The sequence below is a fragment of the Paenibacillus crassostreae genome, assembly GCF_001857945.1.
GTDB lineage: Bacteria > Bacillota > Bacilli > Paenibacillales > Paenibacillaceae > Paenibacillus_AQ > Paenibacillus_AQ crassostreae.
In genome coordinates, this window is record NZ_CP017770.1 from 4,032,332 (window position 1) to 4,055,101 (window position 22,770).

Annotated in this window: 22 protein-coding genes and 1 riboswitch; of the genes, 16 read left to right on the forward strand and 6 right to left on the reverse strand. The window is 40.1% G+C overall.

Annotated features, from left to right (window positions below; translation table 11 throughout):
* Positions 1-127: 127 nt before the first annotated feature.
* The 8 genes from LPB68_RS18625 (at position 128) to LPB68_RS18660 (ending at position 7,653) form a co-directional block, all read left to right on the forward strand.
* Positions 128-700 carry a xanthine phosphoribosyltransferase gene (locus LPB68_RS18625; RefSeq protein ID WP_068656193.1) on the forward strand — a complete coding sequence of 191 codons (573 nt, stop codon included), beginning with the start codon at positions 128-130 and terminating at the stop codon, positions 698-700.
* A 93-nt stretch (positions 701-793) separates the two neighbouring features.
* Complete coding sequence (locus LPB68_RS18630) at positions 794-1,111, forward strand: hypothetical protein (RefSeq protein ID WP_068656191.1); 318 nt, start codon at positions 794-796, stop codon at positions 1,109-1,111.
* Positions 1,112-1,223: 112 nt separating this feature from the next.
* Positions 1,224-1,439 (forward strand): hypothetical protein, encoded by a 216-nt coding sequence (locus tag LPB68_RS18635; protein WP_068656189.1) that lies wholly within the window; start codon positions 1,224-1,226, stop codon positions 1,437-1,439.
* Between the two features lie 286 nt (positions 1,440-1,725).
* Positions 1,726-1,962, forward strand: a complete 237-nt coding sequence (locus LPB68_RS18640) for a hypothetical protein (protein WP_068656187.1) — start codon at positions 1,726-1,728, stop codon at positions 1,960-1,962.
* 221 nt (positions 1,963-2,183) lie between these two features.
* Positions 2,184-2,897 carry a response regulator transcription factor gene (locus LPB68_RS18645; protein WP_068656185.1) on the forward strand — a complete coding sequence of 238 codons (714 nt, stop codon included), beginning with the start codon at positions 2,184-2,186 and terminating at the stop codon, positions 2,895-2,897.
* 38 nt (positions 2,898-2,935) lie between these two features.
* Complete coding sequence (locus tag LPB68_RS18650) at positions 2,936-4,360, forward strand: sensor histidine kinase (RefSeq protein ID WP_162274320.1); 1,425 nt, start codon at positions 2,936-2,938, stop codon at positions 4,358-4,360.
* Between the two features lie 74 nt (positions 4,361-4,434).
* Entirely contained in the window at positions 4,435-5,223 is a 789-nt protein-coding gene (locus LPB68_RS18655) for an ABC transporter ATP-binding protein (RefSeq protein WP_068656688.1), read from the forward strand.
* Between the two features lie 6 nt (positions 5,224-5,229).
* Entirely contained in the window at positions 5,230-7,653 is a 2,424-nt protein-coding gene (locus LPB68_RS18660) for an ABC transporter permease (protein WP_068656181.1), read from the forward strand.
* Between the two features lie 21 nt (positions 7,654-7,674).
* Here the strand turns inward: LPB68_RS18660 and LPB68_RS18665 are convergent, their stop codons facing one another.
* Positions 7,675-8,382 carry an N-acetylmuramoyl-L-alanine amidase gene (locus tag LPB68_RS18665; protein ID WP_068656179.1) on the reverse strand — a complete coding sequence of 236 codons (708 nt, stop codon included), beginning with the start codon at positions 8,380-8,382 and terminating at the stop codon, positions 7,675-7,677.
* A gap of 212 nt (positions 8,383-8,594) precedes the next feature.
* Here LPB68_RS18665 and hflK point away from each other — a divergent pair, with 212 nt between their 5' ends.
* The 3 genes from hflK to LPB68_RS18680 all read left to right on the forward strand — a co-directional run bounded on the left by hflK (position 8,595) and on the right by LPB68_RS18680 (position 10,849).
* A complete protein-coding gene (gene hflK, locus LPB68_RS18670; RefSeq protein ID WP_082865641.1) occupies positions 8,595-9,644 on the forward strand; it encodes an FtsH protease activity modulator HflK in 1,050 nt (349 codons plus the stop codon).
* Positions 9,641-10,507, forward strand: coding sequence for a protease modulator HflC (gene hflC, locus LPB68_RS18675; protein WP_068656177.1), 867 nt, complete (start codon positions 9,641-9,643; stop codon positions 10,505-10,507). Before hflK ends, hflC begins: the two co-directional genes overlap by 4 nt.
* Positions 10,508-10,630: 123 nt before the next feature.
* Entirely contained in the window at positions 10,631-10,849 is a 219-nt protein-coding gene (locus tag LPB68_RS18680) for a YqzE family protein (RefSeq protein WP_068656175.1), read from the forward strand.
* 82 nt (positions 10,850-10,931) lie between these two features.
* On the opposite strand, the gene LPB68_RS18685 is transcribed toward LPB68_RS18680, so the two are convergent.
* The 3 genes from LPB68_RS18685 to LPB68_RS18695 all read right to left on the reverse strand — a co-directional run bounded on the left by LPB68_RS18685 (position 10,932) and on the right by LPB68_RS18695 (position 14,926).
* Positions 10,932-11,963, reverse strand: a complete 1,032-nt coding sequence (locus LPB68_RS18685) for a hypothetical protein (protein ID WP_068656173.1) — start codon at positions 11,961-11,963, stop codon at positions 10,932-10,934.
* Positions 11,964-12,234: 271 nt separating this feature from the next.
* Positions 12,235-13,176 (reverse strand): YqhG family protein, encoded by a 942-nt coding sequence (locus LPB68_RS18690; RefSeq protein WP_068656171.1) that lies wholly within the window; start codon positions 13,174-13,176, stop codon positions 12,235-12,237.
* A 1-nt stretch (position 13,177) separates the two neighbouring features.
* Positions 13,178-14,926 (reverse strand): DEAD/DEAH box helicase, encoded by a 1,749-nt coding sequence (locus LPB68_RS18695; protein WP_068656169.1) that lies wholly within the window; start codon positions 14,924-14,926, stop codon positions 13,178-13,180.
* A 376-nt stretch (positions 14,927-15,302) separates the two neighbouring features.
* Between LPB68_RS18695 and LPB68_RS18700 the strand changes: the two genes are divergently transcribed.
* The 5 genes from LPB68_RS18700 to LPB68_RS18720 all read left to right on the forward strand — a co-directional run bounded on the left by LPB68_RS18700 (position 15,303) and on the right by LPB68_RS18720 (position 20,180).
* Entirely contained in the window at positions 15,303-17,942 is a 2,640-nt protein-coding gene (locus LPB68_RS18700; RefSeq protein ID WP_068656167.1) for an adenosylcobalamin-dependent ribonucleoside-diphosphate reductase, read from the forward strand.
* A 206-nt stretch (positions 17,943-18,148) separates the two neighbouring features.
* Positions 18,149-18,601, forward strand: a complete 453-nt coding sequence (locus tag LPB68_RS18705) for a MarR family winged helix-turn-helix transcriptional regulator (protein WP_068656165.1) — start codon at positions 18,149-18,151, stop codon at positions 18,599-18,601.
* 24 nt (positions 18,602-18,625) lie between these two features.
* Complete coding sequence (paiA, locus tag LPB68_RS18710; RefSeq protein WP_068656163.1) at positions 18,626-19,144, forward strand: spermidine/spermine N(1)-acetyltransferase; 519 nt, start codon at positions 18,626-18,628, stop codon at positions 19,142-19,144.
* A 182-nt stretch (positions 19,145-19,326) separates the two neighbouring features.
* Positions 19,327-19,426, forward strand: a riboswitch (guanidine-I (ykkC/yxkD leader).
* Positions 19,427-19,526: 100 nt separating this feature from the next.
* A complete protein-coding gene (locus LPB68_RS18715) occupies positions 19,527-19,862 on the forward strand; it encodes a DMT family transporter (protein ID WP_068656161.1) in 336 nt (111 codons plus the stop codon).
* A gap of 3 nt (positions 19,863-19,865) precedes the next feature.
* Positions 19,866-20,180: a DMT family transporter gene (locus tag LPB68_RS18720; RefSeq protein WP_068656159.1), complete on the forward strand. Its 315-nt coding sequence runs from the start codon at positions 19,866-19,868 to the stop codon at positions 20,178-20,180.
* Between the two features lie 197 nt (positions 20,181-20,377).
* Here the strand turns inward: LPB68_RS18720 and LPB68_RS18725 are convergent, their stop codons facing one another.
* Positions 20,378-21,658, reverse strand: a complete 1,281-nt coding sequence (locus LPB68_RS18725) for a glycoside hydrolase family 27 protein (RefSeq protein ID WP_068656157.1) — start codon at positions 21,656-21,658, stop codon at positions 20,378-20,380.
* Positions 21,659-21,766: 108 nt separating this feature from the next.
* Positions 21,767-22,648, reverse strand: a complete 882-nt coding sequence (locus LPB68_RS18730) for a helix-turn-helix domain-containing protein (RefSeq protein ID WP_068656155.1) — start codon at positions 22,646-22,648, stop codon at positions 21,767-21,769.
* Between the last annotated feature and the right edge of the window lie 122 nt (positions 22,649-22,770).

Consider the following 22,770-nt stretch of genomic DNA (forward strand, 5'->3'; position numbering starts at 1 on the left):
CTTCGCATTAGTACAAGGTATGTTGAATATGGGAAGGACATGACTGTAACATGTCCAAATTCACTTGATGTTTGAACTAGATATATGGTACTTTAACGACAAAGGATTGGTATGGGAGGGTAACATAATGGAATTATTAAAAAAGAGAATTATTGAAGAAGGTATCGTTTTATCTGATAAAGTGTTGAAGTTGGATGGATTATTGAATCATCAGGTAGATCCACAATTAACAATGGAAATGGGACGCGAATTTGCAGCAAGATTTCGTGAATCAGGTGTCACACGGGTAGTTACAGTTGAATCATCCGGTATTGCTGTTGCATTTGCCACTGCATACGAACTAGGGGTACCGCTTGTATTCGCTCGCCGCAAAAAAACACTACTAGCTGATCCAGATGCATACTGTGAACGTGTTCCTTCTTTTACAAAAGGGATTGTGACAGATATTATGTTATCTCGAGAGTATATGAAGAGTGAAGATCGAGTATTATTTATCGATGATATTATTGCTAATGGGGATGCCGCGAAAGGTCTGATTAAGATCATAGCACGGTCAGGAGCGGAGTTAGTAGGATTAGGCGTTGTGATTGAGAAGGCATTCCAATCAGGAGCACAAACGATTCGTGAGCAAGGCATCAGAATAGAATCACTTGTAAAGATTGGATCGTTAACGGATGGAAAGATTAAATTCGTAGAATAATTAGGTAGCGTAGGCCCAATTTCTAACAATGGCTTTTAAGTATTATAGTAATCGCTTATAATAGTAGTTGTAAGGAAGAGAGGAGGCAACACAATGGGGAAAGAACCGGTAACAGAGCAATTTTTTATTGGCAAGTTAGCTACTGCAAAAGATCATTTTGAGCGTGCACTCGATTGTAAACACACAGAATTTGATGATCTATATCCCTATATGCTTGAACACCCTCAATTTTTTTGGTACAAACGCTACGTCGCATGGTCTGAATTATTGACCATTGTGAACTTATGTGAGGAACTTTCATTCTCATGGAAGGAAGTATTTACACCTCAACAAGTGGATTACTTAAATAGTCGAGTGATGTCTGCTACGGTGTTAGACTTCTGGTCCGAGAAAGAACATGCGCAGCGATAATTCTAACGATAATAGGTTATCATCTGAATATAAACAGTTTCATGATATGGCCTAAATTTAACGATTTAGGTCTTTTTTTAAAATATATAGAAGTATAAGGTGGCTTCAAGAAATGATTAGTGATGAACAATTGAATGCTTTTCGTGTAAGTGGAGAAAAAGTTCGCGTCGTTCGTGATTCTATACAGAGCAATGATATTAGAGGGATTGTTGTTGCATGGGATGCCAATCAGGTATTGATTAGACGACCTAATCGCAATGTGGTCAAGCTGGATCGTAATTACATATACCAATTAGCAAGAGAGCCACGTCTTGATCCATTGGAATAGATATAGGGCATGCGTTAGATTCAGGTTCTAGTGTCAGCAATGAGGTGGAGGTTCGAGTCCTCTTGGCCGCATTATACGAAAAAACAACCCCATTTCCATGATATTTAAATCATGAATATGAGGTTGTTTTTTTAAAATATAAGAAAGTAAGTATAAGTTTCACTTGATACTCTATTTCTTATATTTCCGCAGATACGGATTTCACCCTTGAAAAGGACGGTATTGCCGTTTCTCCTTGTGGGTAATGGATGATATAATATGACTACGATTGTAAGGAGGAGTACATATGTCTAGGGTTTATTCACGTACCGTTATTGAGAATGTAAAGCTTCAATTATTGAATCGATTGGGATTAAAGCAAGTATTTTATAAGGAACAAATAGGCGACGACTTAATTTACGAAGCAGTTGGTTTTGATAAAGGATCTGAACATCGGTTTCGTATTAGAACAAAAACAGGAACGATTGATGAATTTATTTCTGGAAAGTGGATGAAAGTAAATAAATTTAAGATCAATTTGTGAATCAGCATATATCTATTTGTTTATTTGGATCAATTTTATATTTAGCGTAAAATGATACGATATTGTTGAAGATCTGCTTGAATATAGGGCAAAGGATGCCTGAACCTTCCAGGTCTTTTTTTGTTTGTTTAGGATAGACCAAACTACCTATAAATGGTAAGTTGTAATGGACTATGAATTGAATTGAAATTAACTAATTACTTAAGATCAGGAGAGTAGATATGAATCAACATCGCAAGATTCTTATTATCGAAGATGAACAAGATATAGCACGTATTATTAAGGACTATTTAATCAAGAACGGATATGAAGCTACTATTGCAAACAATGGTCAAGATGCATTACATGTCATTGATATATTGAATCCAGAGTTCATCATTCTAGATATTATGTTGCCTGATATAGACGGGGTTGAACTCTGTCGACAAATTCGCGAGAAGAATAATGTTCCCATTCTTATCTTAAGTGCACGAGGTAGTGACACAGATAAAGTTCTTGGACTTGGTTTTGGTGCAGATGATTATATGACAAAGCCATTTTCATTAAGTGAATTATTAGCAAGAATTAAATCTAACCTACGAAGAGTGGATAGCATGTTAAACATGGTGGTAAAACAAGCAGATAATGAGGATATTCTTCATATTGGAAAGATAACGATTGATAAACAAGGATATAAAGTGACGAAAGAAGAGAAAGATATTTCACTTTCTGCGAAAGAACTTGAACTACTATTTTTTCTATCCAAGCATAAGAACCAAGTGTTCTCTAAAAGTCAGTTGTTGGATGCTGTATGGGGATACAGTACTTATGGTGATGAGAGTACGATCACCGTGTATATTCGAAGAATACGAGAGAAGTTGGAAGATGATCCGTCGAATCCCCTGTATATTAAGACAGTCTGGGGGATTGGATACAAATTTAGCTTCGATGAATGACAAGTAAATGAAGTGTAAGATAGGAGAGCCTTATGTATTTGAGTGATTGGATTAAAAAATGGTATAAAATCGGTATTGTTTGTCTTCTCATCATATTGGGGTGTGGGGCAGGGTTGCTCTGGGACAATTACAAAAGTGAGAGAGAAGTTGATTCTCATATTGTCATTAATCAGGTACGACTCAAAGTAAGTGATATGATGCTGTACCTAGAGCGATATAATCAAGAGATTGATGATGACCCCGAGATACAAGACACTCTACAGACCATGTCTGAAGAACACGAAGTAAGCTTATTATACGCGAAATTGGATGGTCGTATTATATTCAATTCCTCATCCAACAACACGATCCGACAGGTAGATCTTACAACGGCGCTTCATTATGATTTATATCATGCGAGGGTAGAAAAGGATACCTATAACATTGCGTTTCCTGTCGTTGATGAAGTTACCCACGTTCAAGTAGGAAATGCTATATTCGCCATACCTGCAAGAACTATCTTTATTGAGAGAACCCACGCTTTACCACTTTCCCTGTTTATTATAATGACTTCCATGTTACTCATCTTTTGTTGTCTGATCTTCCTTCTTAGGAAAAAAATCAAAAGAGATATCATTCATCCTATCCAGCATTTAAAAGATTACTCCGAAGCTATTCTGAGGGGGGATTATGGGCAAAAAGCCTCATACAAAACGATGGATGAGATGGGTGAGGTCTATACTGTGTTTGATCAAATGAGACTGGAAATTATGTATCTTAGCTTACGGAGAGATGAACAAGAGCAAGCACAAAAGGAACTAATCTCGAATATTTCCCACGAAATAAAGACACCGCTAACAACGTTAAAGGCTTACATAGAAGCCATACGTGAGGGGGTCTGTTCGGATATGCCAGCGGTAATGGAGTATGTTGAAGTCATGCATAATAATACAGAGAAAATGACAAGATTGACGGAGGATCTATTACTACATGCCTTAAAAGAATTAGGGCAGATCTCAGTAACACTCTCGGAACAGTATAGTAGGGACATGTTAATAGCGATTCTACAACCGATCGCTCACTACGTTCGTACAACAGGGGTTACTTTTATAGAACCACAAGACATTCCCAATGTACTGATTCATGCGGATGCTAATCGATTGGAACAGGTTATTTCTAATCTCATTACCAATGCGTTGAAACATACGAAGGCGGGTGATTCCATTATTATGAATATAACTCTTGAGCGGGGACAATTAAAAATAACGATAGCAGATACCGGGGAAGGAATACTTCCTCAGGATATGCCTTTTGTTTTTGATCGTTATTTTAAAGGGAAATTGAATTCCAATCTTAGATATGAGGGTTCTGGTCTAGGACTATCCATTTGTAAACATATTATTGAGGCGCATCAGGGATCTATTTCGTTCAAAAGTGTACAAGGCCAAGGAACAATATTTCATTGTTTGATCCCGTTAGGTTAGATAATGGCTTGGCTGTAATATTTCATTAATATTTAGATAAGGGTTTATATATAAGTGCCCCTTACAATGTGATTATGAGCTTATTTGAGGAGGGTTTACACTTAGTGAAAAAAACGATTATTCAAGCAAGGAATCTTTGCAAAACCTATTCCACGGGTAGCGAACAATTTCATGCTATTAGAAATCTGGATCTTGAGATATATGCTGGGGATTTCACAGTTATTATGGGGAATTCAGGTTCAGGTAAATCCACACTACTATACCTTCTAAGTGGACTTGATTCCGTAACGGTTGGTGAGGTTTACTTTCGAGGACAACGAATTGACAGCTACAACGAGAAGCTAATGGCAGAGTTTAGGGCGAATAGAATCGGATATATTTATCAAAGTATTAATCTGGTACCTGATCTTACTCTATATGAGAATATTGCATTACCCGGGTACATTGCCGGGCAGCCGAAGAAGCAAGTGAAGAGAACAGTTCTCTCACTGATGAAGGACATGGAAATTGATGGGCAGCAGCATCGTTTACCTTCCCAGACCTCTGGTGGACAACAACAAAGGGCAGCAATAGCCAGAGCGTTGATCAATGCACCAGATGTTATATTTGCGGATGAGCCGACAGGAAGCTTGAATTATGATCAAGGTGTAGCTGTCCTGGATATTTTAACGGATATGAATCGTAAAGGGCAGTCCGTGGTTATGGTAACCCATGATATTCAAGCGGCTTGTAGAGCTGATCGTCTCATATTGATAAAAGATGGGAAAATAGCAGATATTCTAGAGTTTGATAAATTTAAACATTTCCATACCCAACAAGATAGAGAAGCGATCATATTCTCTTACGTTACAGGAAAGGAGTAGACGCTAATGAATGCAGTTTACTCTCTTTGCCTAGCGAATATAAGAAAGAAAAAGTTACATAATGGGTTAATTGCCTTACTCATACTCTTATCAACATTATTACTTGCTACATCGGTTACTGTTATTTTAAATACAACAAATTTATTTACTGATATGCACAATAAAACACATGGTCCTCATGAGATGTTGTCCTTAGGAGACGAACTACACGACCCGCAAAAAGTACATCAATGGTGGAATGAACAAGCAGAGGTTACAATAACAGAATTGATCCCATTTAGAACATTAGCCGGAATCAAGAATCAAGAGCAAAAGCATTCTGCAAAACTTTCAAGTCTAACTTTATATATGATGGATACGCCAACGCGTCCTTATGCAGTGGATGAGCTGATATTTGCACAAGGGAATGAGGGGTTAGTGCCAGAGAAGGGGACGATATGGATTCCCTCTGCCATTGCCTATTTATATGAAATATCAGTAGGAGATACACTTGGATTTACTACAGGTGAAGAGAAGTTTGAATTGAAAGTATCCGCTATTATTGTGGATATTCCTTATGGAGGACCCTTCCCCTCAGGTGCACGAATATGGATGAACCATCAGGATTACACTGAACAACTTCAGGCCATGCAGGGAAAAGATCAGTACATGATAGGACTTAGATTCGATGATTACAGTCAGAGTTCAAGCTATTGGGAACAATTTGAGCAAGACATGGGCACTCCTTATCTTGAATCAAAAATGAATTTTGGGGAAATGACTGCCTTTTATCTTATTATGAATAAAATCATTGGATTTATTATGGTTTTTCTAGGTGTCGTGATGATGCTTGTGGCTTTATTTACGATTGGATTTACGATTTCAGATGATATTTTATCTAATTATAAAACGATTGGAGTAATCAAAGCACTAGGGTTATCCTCAAGAAGAATGATTGGCATTTATATATCACAATATGCATTGCTGGCAATGATTTCGATTATTCCCGGATTAATAGTTAGTCATTGGATATCGAAAGTAATCGTAGAAAGTACATTATCGTCTTTGAAGACAGGAACCAGTCAAACTAGTCTGGAAGGGGATCTAATAGCCGTTGTTGTTGGTATATTTGTATTTATTCTCGTCATAATGTGTGTGTTGTTCTATTCCAACAAAGCGCGAATTGTAAAGCCAATGCAAGCGATACGATATGGCATGTCTGAAAGTGACAATAGCACAATGACTAAACGATTCATGGGTAAAGAAAATCATGGAATTTCTTTTGAAAGAACACCACTTCTTCTCGTTATTGGGATAAGAAATATATTGAAGAATAGGAAGGCTTCCCTTCTGATGATACTTCTAGCCATCATTATGTCAGCTGTACTTGTGCTTGGGTTCGTTCTATTATATAGCATCAGCTCCATAAAGCAGACATCTCCATTATGGGGATATGATTCATCAGACATTGCATTAAATGTAGTTAACAAATCAGTTTTCTCCCGGGCAGAGGTTGATCAAGAGTTATTGTCGGACCCGAGAATTAAAAATATCGGTTGGATGGGGTATATTAATGGAATTCTCTCCTCAGAAAAGAGCCTAAACTCTGATCGATCATCTGCGCAACCTATTAATCTTAATCTATTTGTGATGGAAGGAAGTTATGATGAGACGGGATACACTACATTAAGAGGAATGAATCCCCGAAATAAAAATGAAATTGCGATAGGAATTAAGGTAGCTGAACATTTGGATAAAGAGGTCGGGGATGTTGTTGAAGCTTATATCGAAGGGTATAAACACAAGCTTGTGATTACTGGGATCTACCAATCCATTGCTAATCAGTCTATTTCAGCAAGAGTTACAGTGGATGTAGTGAGAGTGAATCATCTTGATTATAATAATTTCGAGTTGGCCTTTATTAATTTGCAAGATCATCGAGATTCTGATCGTCTAATAAATGAAATGAATGTGAAATATAAGGACTCCGCATCAGCTGTATCGATGGATACATTATTAGATGCCACATTTAAACAAGCTGTTGCCTCTTTAATTCTGCCCATGACGATCATGGGACTATTATTCACTGGGGTCACCATGATCATCATATACAGTATTAGTCGTATTAACATTAGAAAAGAAAGCAAAACTTACGGTATATATAAATCCATAGGACTGACCTCAACTAAAATTAGATGGTCAGTAACGTTAGGGATTGTATTTCTTTCTACGATCGGATCTGCAGTAGGCATATTTATAGGAGTGTATTTTCTACCGATGATTCTTGGTAGTATACTCTCTGATTACGGTATTGCTAAATTACCTTTAATTCTGCATTGGGGAGGGATCATTGGTTTGGCTTGTGTGACTGTTATATCAGCAGGGATTGGATCTTGGGCTTCCTCAAGAGTTGTGGCTAGAACATCTCCACAGATCCTGGTGGTTGATTAATAACGCTAGGAAGATTTTCACCTAAGATACCGTCAAATAACTGATGATGCCTGCCACAATGGCTTCTGCTATGGCTAGTTGTTTGCGTGAGTTACAGAGCATGGCCCGATCTTCAGCGTTGCTTAGAAACCCCATCTCTACAATAACAGCGGGATCTTGTACATAATTGAGAATATAATAAGGTCTACCGTATACAGGTTGCTGATGAGTGTCATACAGTGGATTCATCTGCTGTTGAATGATATTGGCTAGAAGAAAACTACGCCCCTCGTTCTGGTGTAATACTAATGGTCCTCTTTTATTGGATCGTTGTCCCCAATTCACATGCAGGCTGACAACGATTTGGGTGGGAATGGAGCGACTAAGTTCTTTACGTTGAGCTAAATCACGAAGATGGCGAGATGAATTGTTCAACCAGTGATTGTCATCGCTAAGGGCGTAATCTCCAGAACGATTTAAGATTGCGTCATATCCTTTGCTTCGCAGAAGCATAAATACCTTTTTGGCAATAATGAGATTAAGATCCTTTTCAACGATATTTTGAAATGTTGTCCCTCCATCAATCCCACCATGACCTGCATCAATGAGTATGATTTCTTGGGGGAAAGCTTGATGAACTGGATCTCCCGAGACAGCGTAGGAGTTGTCTGAAATGGATATGGAACTAATCAGTATTATAGATGCAACAATAACGGATAATAAACATTTTTTAGGTGATATATTAATCATCGATTAGGAGTGCCTCCCTTATTGATGTATGGCCAAGTCTCTGAATGTTATAATGTACAAATTTCGGAATAAAATTCAGAGGGTATATGGATATGTATTTCGTGGAAGATCAAAATTTATTTTTGTAAAAGTGGTAACCTTTTCCTTGCATTCACGTAGTACCTCCTATAGCGAAACATTTGTTTAGAAGGGGAGAGATGTCATTGAGTTTCATGAATGAAGATCAGAATGGAAGTCAGAGTAACAAGGGTGGACCGAAGATGCCTGATTTTAAGCCAGGGACAGTGAAAAAGTGGGTTATAGGCATTGCAGTTGCAATTATAGTTATATTCATAGGGTCAACGTCTTTTTATACGGTTCAGGAGCAAGAGCGTGCTGCTGTGCTCACATTTGGTAAGTATACGAATGAGACCTCAGCAGGGTTGCATTTCAAATGGCCGTATCCCATTCAACAAGTAATAATGGTTCCTGCCGAGCTAACACAAAGGATTCATATAGGATACCGTCTGCAAGGGGATGAATCTATTCCTGTTGATGAAGAAGCGATGATGATTACAGGGGATGAGAATATTGTATCGGCTGACGCCGTTGTTCAATGGAAAATAAGTAATATTCGCGATTATTTATTCAATATTGATGATCCAGAGCAATTTCTGCGTAATGCCGCAAGTTCTTCGATCCGTGCCGTTATTGGTTCAGAGAAATTAGATTATGCGATTACAGATGGTAAGACGGTCATTCAAGATAAGGTAAGAGTGAAACTGTTGGAGCTACAGACCAAATATAATACTGGCATCCAAATTATAGATATTAAATTCCAAGATATTGAACCACCTAGCGGTCAAGTTGCCGAGGCATTCCGTGAAGTAACGAATGCACGTGAAGAGAAGAATACCAAAATTAACAATGCAGTGAAATATGAGAATGATCTAATTCCGAAGGCGCGAGGCGAGGCGCAAGCCTTTCTTGAGAACGCTGAGGGTGAGAAGAAGTCACGGATATTGAATGCACAAGGCGACGTGGCTCAATTTAATGCGATATATACGGAGTATAAGAATAATCCTAATGTCACAGAAAGTCGGTTAATTCTTGAGACATTAGAGAAAATATTGCCTAACGCCCAGATTTTCATAACAAATACTAACAGTGATACCGTAAATTACTTACCACTAAATGAGCTATTGCGTAGCGGTTCGAATGATTCAACGACTTCAACCCAGACACCTGCTACAACAGCACCAGAAGGAGGCGCTGTACAATGAACAAGAACAAATGGATAGCACTTATATCAGTTGTACTTATTGTGATTCTAGCATCGGGTTCGATGTATATTGTTAAGGAAGGTGAGTACAAGGTTGTTCTCAGATTCGGTGAAGCGATGAGAGCTGTGCCAGAACCAGGATTAAAGCTAAAAATTCCGTTTATTGAGAATGTTTCGACACTCCCTAAATACCAGATGACATATGATAGTTCGCCTACCACGATACTAACCAAAGATCAAAAACCTATTGTTGTAGATAATTACACCGTATGGCGTATTACGAACGCATCACAATTTCTTAGAACTGTCCAATCTGTGAGCGGTGGTGTTCAGCGAATTGATGAAGCGGTATATAACTCTGTTCGTCGTAAATTATCAGAAGTGAATTATGAGAATATTATCAGTGAGAACACGGAACGTGGTAATATCAACGATGAGATTACGAAGGATGTTATTGATGCTTTAACAAGAGACAACTATGGAATAGAAGTCATTGATGTACGGATCAAGCGTACTGATTTGCCTGAGGAGAATAAACAAAGCGTGTACAATCGGATGATCTCTGACCGTCAATCGATTGCTGCTCGTTATTTGTCTGAAGGTGATGAGGAATCACGTAAGATCACCTCGAAAGCGGATCGTACATCGACAGAGCTCCTTGCTCAAGCAGAAGCCGATGCTAAGAAGATTATTGCAGAGGGTGAAGGAGAAGCAGCAAGAATCTATAATACAGCTTATAGTAAGGATCCACAATTCTATAGCTTCTATCGGACACTTGAGAGTTATGTGACGACACTTCAGAATGAACCCGTCATCATGTTACCTATAGATTCACCTTATGCCAGTATCTTGCTAGGTAAGTAATCAAATTGAAACGCGTTCTTCCGTTATTTCGGAGAGGACGCGTTTATTTTTCATGTCAATTGTACAAGCTAGATATAGAACTCTAACTGATCCAAAATTAACAATGAGTAGGGGGCAATTGTTATGGGCGATGAGTTGAAATTAGTGAAATATATTACTGAGCAAGTTGTAACTTACATGGAGACTCCGAAAGATGAGCGTCGAACATCCGTGAGAGAGCCCTGGGCTACGAAATGGTTCGGCATGATTCCACTCAGTTTAACATTGTGGAGAAGAAATAGACTCACCTCACCAGTAGAGCCCACACAAGAATCGGTGGAATTTACAGAAATTATAGAATAGTAAAGAAGATATCGAAAAAGGACACACCTTCAGCCAATACACTTGGCTTAGATGTGCCCTTTTTCGATATGGAATGATTCACTCATTGTTGTTTTGGAAAAGCGCGGAATTCACCTTTATCCCTTAATATGGAGAGAGGAAGATAACGTTGTCCAGTTAGGCCTGTCCCAGCATAAATAGTCAATTGCGAAGGGTTCTTCTTAGCAGAAGTCCATTGCTGAAATCCTGATATGGCAAAAGGTCCTCCAATATCATCATTACGATTAGGTGATGTAAAGATTAAGTTGTTATTTTTCTCGAGATAATTGACGACATCAAGATCTGTCTTTAATGATAATCGAGGTTCAATAATCCAATTCATATTGAGCAAGGGATCTGTTTCTCCATGGAAGGAGATAGCCAAGCTAGATGTGTAAGTTGGCTCCTTACTAGAGAACTGAACTGCATTAAATTTAGTGTCCAGATTCAAATCCTGGAAGTGGGCATTATCCCAAGGAAGGATGTCCAACGTAAGTGCGTTAAGATAGATGGACTCTTGCCCTCCAAGTGTGATTTTCCAAATAGGAAGAAGGGGAGTATAAAGCGGTTCCACTTTACTAGGATATGCTATTTCAGATGATAATGAGATAAGGTCAGACTGCTCTAATGTCTGAAACAGAGCAGATAAATGATAAGGAACACTGGATTGGTCCCCATATTCGCTGAGTATATATTCATTAGAATGATTATCTTTAGCTGTAAAGATAAGATAACCAAGTTCTTGTTGATCCGTGGATAAAGTAACTAACCAGCTATGTGTACCCGGTCCTAATGGGAAATAAGCAAGCTGAGACTTCTCCCATGAAGTAAATGAAGGTTGAGCTGATAGTTGCTTAACAGTTGATTCAGCAATGGACTGCAAGGAAGCAGGAGCAGGTGGTGTTTTTTGACCTATTGCCAGAGCCCATTCCTTAGGGTCATTAGGAGGTTGTTTTGATATTCTATCCATCACAATGGATTCTTTCGTTGATGATATCGTGTTAGTAGCAGCTGCAATAGTTGGAGTGGCTGATAGCAACAATTGTATACTGATCAGAACGAACATGAACTTGGAGGCTGAACTAGAATAGTTCATACAATCCACCTTTCTATATAGAAGATCTTCAAATATTTATAAAAATATAAGAAAGTATAATTTTTACGCTATACTTTATATCTTATATTTCTCGCTTAAACACTTACCGTCCTTATAAGGACGCCGAAGGCGTTTATGCTTGTATGCATTTATTGGTAACATATTACAGTATAACGGACAAACATTAAAAAGGGTGTTATAACCTGTCCGTGGTTGAAGGAATGAGGGGGTCTAATTTTGCCCTCTTTTAGCGATGATGGTCATACTATCTCTATTGAGCCGGTCTTAGATGAAATAGACCGCAAGTTATGGCGGATAACTTCACTTTGGGCGCGTACTGCCATGTCATTTCGCTTCTTCTGGCCTCATATTGCTCACGAATATGGTTATTCTTCTCTTCATCTGGATCATTCATCATATGTTCGTAATAAGTATCTATAATTGAGAGCTCTTCCTTTAACCGATCTTGTGCTTGATCTGCCCATTCATAGTCGAGTTCTTTGAGCATTGAAATTAGATTGGATTGCAGGCGTTCCGCAGCTATTGTTAATGACATCTCTGCAGGATTAATGTGGACATTCTCAGGGAGTCTTGGACTTAAATTTATACCTGCTAATTGTTGTCGGAAATCTGTCGTTATGATGCCGCTTACCAAAGAGATCCCCATGAAATAGAGTTGTTCCTTCTTCACATCACAGGTCATTTCGACTTTGAAACAGACTGCTAACCAGGGTTCATAGGCAGCTGAGAATAATGCTCGTCGTTGTAAACTTCCCGGTTGTTCAAATAAATAGACTGATGAACCTTCTCGTCTGGCAGCCTCCCAAATTTGCAGAAGTCTTTGACTGCCATAAGTAACATCTTCACGTTGTATGCGCCCTGGGCCCATACGTGGCAGTGTAGGTGTCACTCCGAAAAAGCGAGTAAGAATACTCTCTTGTGGGAGTCCATTACTATTACTGATAGGAGATGGTATAACGTCAGGTACAGAGTAATGATCTGGATCAAATACGAATGTATAGGACAAAGTCTCTGGATTGACGCCCGTCCGTTCAACGAACCCCCAATAATAGGGGCGATTCGTTAACTGTTTATCTGCTTGAGGCGAAAGCTTCACCGTAACATGATAAGGCGATTTCTCAATGACTTGACAATCGGTCGCCTCCAAATAAGTCATCATATGCTGTTGCACTTGATCAGGAGACATACTCATATTAGGCTTCTTCCTCTCTTACGATAATTAAACTCTCATCTTCAACTTGTCTTTTAACTTCATCCAAACTGTGCCCTAGAGAACTTATTTTTTGTTTTATTTCATCATCTGATTGGGATTCCAACACAATTTTATATAAACTTTTCTCTAAGGATTCTTTCTTCTCAAATCGTTCAAGAATGACATCGAGTCCACCAATGACCATCTCAAACATATTAATCTTTTCATGTAACAGGTTTAGAATATGTTCCTCAATCGTTCCCATCGTCGATAAATTATATATTTTCACATCATTCTGCTGGCCTAACCGATGGATTCTGCCAATTCGCTGCTCTACACGCATAGGGTTCCATGGTAGATCAAAGTTAATCATATGATGACAAAATTGTAGATTGATGCCTTCTCCCCCTGCTTCAGTAGCGATCATGACTTGAGCTCGACCACGGAATAAATCCATCATCCAATCTTTCTTACCACGATTCATTCCTCCGCGATAAGGCACACAACTAATTCCATGCGATTGGAAATATTGTAATAGGTATTCTTGTGTCGCACGATATTCTGTAAATACGATCACTTTTTCATTCATATCACGGATGAGTTCTATCGTTTTTTCTGCCTTGGTATTGGACTTGATTTCCTTAATCATATAGACGAGATCCCATACTTTAGCGCGTAAAGGAGAGTCCTCTGGCATTTTTTTAGATAGATTAATTAATGTAATGAATACAGCATCACGACTACTGCACACTTCACGTTGAAGGGTCACTAAAGAGAGCATACTGCTTAGATTACCACCAGCTTCTTGAAATTGATCTTTCACATAAGAAGTTACACCATCGTATAACGCTTGTTCATCTGGAGATAGTTGTAGATTCACATTGCGAACCACTCTTTTGGTGAAAATGGTAGGACCCTCGCCACGACGATTGCGTATCATAACTTTGGATAATTCATCCTTTAACAGATCTTCATTCTTGGCTATACGTTTATCCACGACATAATTAGAAGAGAACTCTCCTTGTTTACCAAGTTGTCCTGGTTTCAGTAGCGTGATCAGATTAAAGAGCTCACTAAGATCATTCTGGACAGGTGTTGCTGTGAGTAGTAGACAATATTTTTTTCTAAGCTTCTGAATGAATTGATAGTTCGATGTTTTTTTATTCTTGAGTTTATGTGCCTCATCAATAATGAGCATGTCGTATTCTTGATCCAATAAAAGTTCCTTGTGAGGATCTCTCTTGGCAGTATCCATTGATGCTACAACAATATCTGAGCCCCAGGAGTAGGCTTTCTTCTGAGCAACGGCGGGAATGCCAAATTTACTATTCAACTCGCGCACCCATTGTAGAACCAAGGATGCTGGAACGAGAATGAGTACTTTGGAGACTAGGCCACGAATGATATATTCTTTAAGAATGAGTCCAGCCTCAATGGTCTTGCCTAAACCTACTTCATCTGCTAAAATAGCTCTCCCAGACATGTTAAATAGTACTTTATGTGCTGTGTCGATTTGATGCGGAAGTGGCGTAAGTCCCTGAATATACTTGAGACATTGCAATTCGTCAAAACTTGTGACCAAGCGGGATTCCTCTCCTTGTACAGCCAATTGGAACAATCGCCAATCCCCCCAAGGACCTCCTTTGTCCATACGATTCTCTAAATCTTCAAGCCAGCTCTTATCAATGATTAGAGGGACAGGCATATCTTGTGCAGTGGTTATATGAGAGTGAATGGTTGGCGTATCCATGATTGCCCTCCCTTTAGTAGTAGTAATGGATTTCACTGTAAGGTGTAGTATGCACGAAAGTAATAAAGTTCATAACTATTGTTTTAATTCAAATAATATTTATAAAGCACATCATAGGAACGCTCATGCCTTTTGCTATATCGATTTGCGTGATTTTTCAAAGATATTTTCAAAAAAAAAGGTGAAAAAACGAGAATCATTGAGATAAATGGAGGTTGTCCAATATGGAAGAGCTTTCTTGGCTTAAATTTCAGGAATATAGTATAGAGTTACAATATGTAGTGTAGTATAATGATCTGAGCACAATATATTGGTATATATTGATATAGGTTTTTGAGATGGTATACATGGGATTATTAATTAGGAGGTTGTTTTTTTGAGTAATTTACAGCAAACACGCCGATTAGAAGGCTTAAGTGAGAAGATATTTCTGGATAGATATGCATGGAAAGATGCAGACAGCAACCATGCCAAAGTAGGAGATGTAGTGCTTGTTCTAACAAAGGATGATCCGAAATTTCCTACTAAGGAAGTGGGGGAAATTATTAATCGCGAAGGTAGAATTGCAACGGTGAAAACACGTAGTGGTGAAATCGTCACAACCGATGTTGAGAAGCTTACATTAAATATTGAGAAGACTCCTGAAGAGATGTGGGATCGTTTGGCGAAAGCGATGTCTTCTGCTGAGGAATCACCAGAACTTCAAGCCGAATGGCAAGAGAAATTCCGTTATCTATTGGATGATTGGAAGCTTGTTCCAGGTGGACGGATTGCTGCAGGCGCGGGCGCGAGTGATGAACTCACATTGTTTAACTGCTATGTAATTCCTTCACCTAAAGATAGTCGTGGCGGAATCATGACCACACTTTCGGAGATGACAGAAATTATGGCACGTGGTGGTGGTGTTGGAATAAATCTATCATCTCTTCGCCCACGTAGATCTATTGTCAAAGGAGTAAATGGTTCATCCAGTGGAGCTGTATCATGGGGTGGGTTATTCAGCTATACTACAGGTCTGATTGAACAAGGTGGCAGCCGACGTGGAGCGCTTATGTTGATGATCAACGATTGGCATCCCGATGTATTAGACTTCATTACCGTGAAGCAAACGATGGGACAAGTGACTAATGCGAACCTTTCCGTATGTGTAAGTAATGGATTCATGAAAGCTGTCAAAGAAGATTCAGATTGGGAATTAGTGTTTCCAGACACAAGTGAACCTGACTACACTGAAGTGTGGGATGGCGATTTAGATAAATGGAAAAAGTCCGGACGGAAGGTCATTCCATATCGTACGGTAAAAGCACGTGAAATTTGGAATACGATCATTGAAGCAGCTTGGAAGTCTGCTGAACCTGGTGTCGTGTTCATGGAACATTATAATGATATGTCGAACAGCTGGTATTTCAACCCGATCATTTGTACAAACCCGTGTGGGGAACAAGGGTTACCAGCTTGGGGAGTATGTAACCTATCGGCGATTAATTTATCGAAGTTCTATGATGAAGAGAAACATGATGTGAACTGGGATGAACTAGCAATAACAACTCGCTATTCAGTACGTTTCTTAGACAACGTTATTAACACAACGCCGTATCATTTCGAAGAGAATGAGAAGAATCAAAAGAATGAACGTCGTGTAGGTCTAGGTACGATGGGTCTAGCTGAGCTTATGATTAAATTGAACATTCGATATGGTAGCCCGGAATCGCTAGAATTCCTTGATAAAATATATGGTTTTATGGCTCGTGAAGCTTATCTATCATCAGCAGATATTGCCGCGGAAAAAGGTTCGTTCACAGCATTCGATACTGAAAAATACTTGCAAAGTGGATTCATGCGCAATATGACGGAAGAATTCCCTGAAGTGGGCGAAGCTATTAGAGAAAAGGGAATGCGCAATGTAACTGTCATTACTCAGGCACCAACAGGTACTACAGGTACAATGGTTGGGACTTCTACAGGAATTGAACCTTATTTCGCTTTCAAATATTATCGTCAAAGCCGTCTAGGTTATGATGAGCAGTTCGTACCGATTGCTAAAGAATGGCTGGAAGCACATCCGGGTCAAGAATTGCCAGAATATTACGTTACTTCGATGGATCTATCCGCAAAAGATCATATTCGTGTACAAGCTGCGATCCAACGTTGGGTAGATAGCTCCATTTCTAAGACAGCTAACTGTCCATCTGACTTCACCGTTGAAGAGACAGCAGAACTTTATGAGTTGGCATTCGATCTGGGTTGTAAAGGTGTGACCATGTATCGTGATGGTAGTCGTGACACTCAGGTATTGAATACAGGTAAGAAGGAATCAGAAGAGGTAGAGGCGCAAGTTGAGGAAGCGGAACAGCAAATAGCAGATCAGTTTGCAGGTGAAGAAGCAGCACTAGAACCACTAGTTCTAAGTGAGACGCTTCCTACTGAAGAAGTTGAAAAAACTCAAGGGAATAAAGTTGTGGATAAACAGTATAAGAGTCGTCCTCAAGTCCTTCGTGGTGCAACGTATAAAGTGAATACACCATTTGGTATGGCGTATATTACAATCAATGATCTCGATGGAATCCCTAGTGAAATCTTCCTAAATGTAGGGAAGGCAGGATCCGATGTATTTGCAATGGCAGAGGCTTTAGGCCGCGTATGTTCCCTATTCCTTCGTTATGGTGATCATGGATACAAGGTGGAACTCCTCATTAAACATCTAAAAGGTATTGGTGGTTCAGGTGCGATTGGTTTTGGTCCTAATCGTGTCGAATCTATAGCAGATGCTGTGGCGAAAGCACTGGAGTCTCATGTGCAGAGTGGTGTAGGAGGAGGACATGAGCATGATCCAGCACCCGTAGCTGCAACGTTGGAAATGGAATCGAGTGTGGATCAAGGAACAGGCGATGGGGGTCATAGTCACAATGTATCCGTAACATCACGTGACCTGTGCCCAAGTTGTGGTTCGGCTACATTGATTAACATTGAAGGTTGTAAGACTTGCAGTACTTGTGGGTATAGTAAGTGCTCGTAGGTTAAGATTACTGATATAAAGAGCCGTTATTAAAAAATACATAAAGGACCTTGCTGGTGTTAGTGCTAGCAAGGTCTTTTATGTTGTTAGAGTAATGGACAGTTAAGTATTGAAAAGCCTGCAAGAATTATTGTTGTAAATACAACAATAATAATATACTATAATTTTACGACGTTTAAAAATACAATATTAGTGGAGTTGCAATTATGAAGGAAATTCTACGTGAGGTTGGGATGATTGCTAGGGCATTGGATTCTATAAGTAATATAGAATTTAAAAAATATGATCTTACAAAAGGACAGTACTTGTACCTCGTACGAATATGTGAAAATTCAGGAATTATTCAAGAGAAGTTAGCTGAAATGATAAAGATAGACCGAACAACAGCTGCTCGTGCTATAAAGAAACTGGAAATTAATGGATTTATTGAAAAGTATGATGATCAATATAACCAGAAAATTAAAAAACTATTTCCTACAGAGAAAGGGATGACTGTTTACCCTTTTATAAAAAGGGAAAACGATTATTCCAATATGGTCGCACTATCTGGATTCTCCGAAAGTGAAGTAGAAACGATTTTTAACCTGCTGCAACGGATCAGGGGAAATGTGGAAAAAGACTGGGAGTTTGTAAAAAAGGGAAACAGGAGAAATTATTGATTTAGAAAAAGGAGGACAGATAAAATGACTATAAATATAAAAAAGTGCACATTTGAAGATCTAGGATTACTTCAAGAAATTAGTGTTGAAACATTTAATGAGACGTTTAAGATTCAAAATTCACCTAAAAATATGAAAGCCTACTTGGAAAAAGCATTTAACTTAAAACAATTAGAAAAAGAATTATCAAATATATCTTCGGAATTCTATTTTATTTATTCTAATGAGGAAATTGCCGGGTATTTAAAGCTAAACACCTATGAAGTTCAAACTGAAATGATGGGTAATGATTCGCTTGAAATCGAGAGGATTTATATAAGGAAAAAACTTCATAAACAGGGGCTTGGTAAATATCTAATAAATAAAGCTATAGAAATAGCGATAGTACGGAATAAAGAGAAGATCTGGCTGGGGGTTTGGGAAAAAAATGAGAGTGCAATTACCTTTTATAAAAAAATAGACTTTGTTCAAACAGGAGCCCACTCTTTCTATATGGGTGATGAAGAACAAACAGATTTTATAATGACCAAAACACTCATATAACATTTTCTCTTAAATGATATTCAGATAACGGCGAACATTATTTCAGCGATCCATGAAGTAGTTTCCCGACGCGGTAGTTGTACCTTCAATTTTTTATGAATTAGGTTTATGGTCACTGGGTGTTCTGCAACAGGAGTTGAAAATTTTTAAAAAATGTGTATAATTTTTATGAGAATTGAATAATAAATGTTTTCTAGGGTTCCGCGATATCTATATCGGCTGGTCCGAGAGAAAACTCACAACCTATAGGTTGTGTCACGGAGGGATAAAAGCCTGGGAGATAAACTGTTGAGAAACAGTTTGTTTCTCAGGCTTTTTTATATTTTTGCTACATTTAATAAATACTACATGTAGCGTAATTCTGTAGAGGAGTGTGGAAAAAATGAACAAAACGTGGTTGTCTGTCATTATTGCAGCGGTATTTGAGGTGGGATGGGTCATTGGATTGAAACATGCCAGTGGGATTCTAGAATGGGGAGCTACAGTGATCGCCATCATTATAAGTTTTACTTTGATGATTAGGGCTTCTCGATTCCTGCCTGTGGGAACTGTATACGCCGTTTTCGTTGGATTAGGTACAACTGGTACTGTTTTTGCCGAAATTATTCTATTTGGTTCTCCTATCCAAATTGAAAAAATGACGCTCGTTGCAGTGCTACTACTGGGTGTCATTGGTCTAAAAATATTAAGCAAAGAGAAAAAAAAGGAGGAGGCATAATTCATGGATTGGGTATTTCTAATTTTAGCGGGGATATTTGAAATGTTCGGAGTCCTTATGATTAATAAGTTGAACAAAGACCGTAACTTGGTCTCATTCCTATTGTTAGTTGCAGGATTCGGCTTAAGCTTTTTGTTCTTGTCCTTTGCAATGGCAACTCTGCCGATGGGGACAGCATACGCCGTATGGACAGGAATAGGTGCATCGGGAGGAGCTATTCTCGGTATGATTTTTTATGGTGAACCAAGAAATGTCCTGAGAATTGTGTTTATTGCCATGGTGCTTGGATCTGCAGTAGGCTTGAAGTTAGTAAGCTAACTAGACAATATTAAAGTAGAGGAACGGCAAAACTTTTTTTTGGTTTCCGTTTCTCATAAATTTTATGAATAAGAAATGGATGTCAACACTAAACTAGATTCAGATTTGTTGTTCTTCAAATTAGTAGTTTTAATTATTCATCACAAATAAAAAGGGATCTGTCTTATTACAACAGATCTCTTTTTATTGTTGTACTTTTAGAAGAACCGATAGAGGCGTACACCGTGTGGTGGTACAGTGGCCTGCAGCGATCCTGCTTTTAATTCGGCTGGCGCTCCGCTCCACAGTTCTGTGCCTCCGGTAATGCCGGTCAGGCCGATTTGCTCAATGGCTAGATCCAGCAGTAACGGGTTCTCGCCAACGTTGAATACGGCAGCATAGCGGGTGCCATCGGAGTGTTCGGCTGTCCAGACGATGAGGTCTCCCTGGCAGAGGGCTTCCCTGGCTCCGTGGCTCTCCCGGTGCATGCGCAGAACCTCGCGGTTGGTAAGCAACGAAAGTGTCCAGTCATCGTTGTCCCGCAGTTCACCACCAAAAATAAGCGGCGAGCGGAAGATGCTCCAGAGCGACATCATCGTCAGCTGCTCATCACGAGTGAACCGGGTCCAGCGGTCCGCTCCGCCGCCATCCACCGAGCGGATGCCGAGGTGACCGAGGGGCAGCATGTCGCAGTCCGGCCAGCAGCCGGCATGGGGCACGCCTTGCCATTTCCGGCAGCGGTCGAACATATCTAGTAGCAGCGGCCACAGATCCCAGAAGTCGTCCGTAACCCGCCACATGTTGGCATGTTCGGTAAAGAACTCTGCGTATTCCACCGGAGCGGGACCAGGAGAAAGGCTCAGCACCATGGGCCGGCCACAGCGCTCGATCGCCTTGGAGATCAGGGTTATCTCCGGCTGATGGGTGTCGTACAGCCTGGAAGCAGCGATGTCGTCTACCTTCACCAGGTCGACACCCCACTCTGCATACAATTTAAAAAGAGAATCGTAGTAGGACTGAGCCCCTTCCTTAGACGCATCTACGCCGTACATATCCGTGTTCCATGGACAGATGGAGTTCGTATGCGCAATATCGCGTGCTGTCACGGCTGTACCTATGATAGGGGTAGCGGCGTGAGCGGCTTGCCGCGGAATGCCTCGCATAATATGAATGCCGAATTGCAGTCCAAGACTATGGACATAATCGGCTAATGGCTTGAAGCCACGACCGCCGGCTGCGGAAGGAAACCGGTTCTCGGCAGGCATAAGCCGGGAATATTCATCCATCACCAGCGGAACGAATGGACGGTATTGTGAAGAATTCGCAAAGGGCTCGTACCATTGAATATCGACGGTAATGTAGCTCCAGCCGAAGCCTTTGAGATGTGCTGCCATGTATTCAGCATTGCCGCGGATTTCGTCTTCTGCTACGGCCGCACCGTAGCAATCCCAACTGTTCCAGCCAAGCGGCGGAGTTGGTGCTATAAGCTTATGATTCATTGTAATGCTCCTTTATTGATTAATTATTGCTCTTGCCATGTTCATCATAATAAAGGAGATTAGCAATATCTATAGTAATCTTAACGGAGTGATAGCACAATATTGCGGTTAATCGAAAAACAACTTGCGGTAGGCAAGGCTTTCGTCCCCGCTGCGGAAGTCTCCCGGTGTAAGCCCGGTCAAGCTGCGGAAAGCTTTAATAAAATAACTTCCGCTGGAGTAGCCAATCCGCTCGGCAATAGCTTCAATGCTAAGGCTGGTTCCCCGTAGCAGTTCCATGGCCTTCTCAATGCGCACGCGTGTCAAATAAGCGCCGGGTGTTAGGCCCGTACTAGCTGAAAACCGGCGGATCAGGTGGTATTTGGACAGGGAGACATGCTCAGAAAGCTGATCGATACTGATCATCCGAGAAAAGTTGTGCTCTATAAATTCGGCGGCACGCCTTACGTTCTCTGACCATTTTTCCCTGTCCCGTAGAGTTGTGACCTGCTTTCTGGCCAGTTCCGTCACGAACTGATAGACACAAGACGACGCGATCAGCGGATCTGAGATTCTGCCTGCTCCCGCATCGACCACAATCATCCGCGACAGCCGGACTGGCGCACAGTCTGCGGGCAAATGGGGGACTTCCCCCGCTTCACGTAGGAATTTTCGCCAATGGGGCAGAATCAGGTTGGGTCGGAACAGTAGGAACAGGAATTCCCAAGGTTCTTTTGATTCTGGGTGGTAGTAATAGCGGTGGGGTCCGGGAATTTCAGCAAGAAAAGCCTGTCCGGCAGTGACTCGGTGAGTCCGGTTCTCCGACTCAAACACACCTTCACCAGATATGGTGTATTGGAACAACAGAAGAGGCCCATCGTTCCGCTCCAGCCCATCCCAGAGGTAAGAGGGATCGGTGATAGAATCATAACCAGCCGCAAATAATACGCACAGCTGCAGCTCCTTATCTTCAGCGAACCGAAAGCCGTAGGTGCCTCTCGGAATGTCCATGGGTGTCCTCCTTGTATTATGTGAAGATGCTTCAACATATATCTTATCATACAACTTATTAGACGAGATGATACGAGCAGAATTGATAGACTTATTGAAAACAGAAAGTACCTTTGTTATTC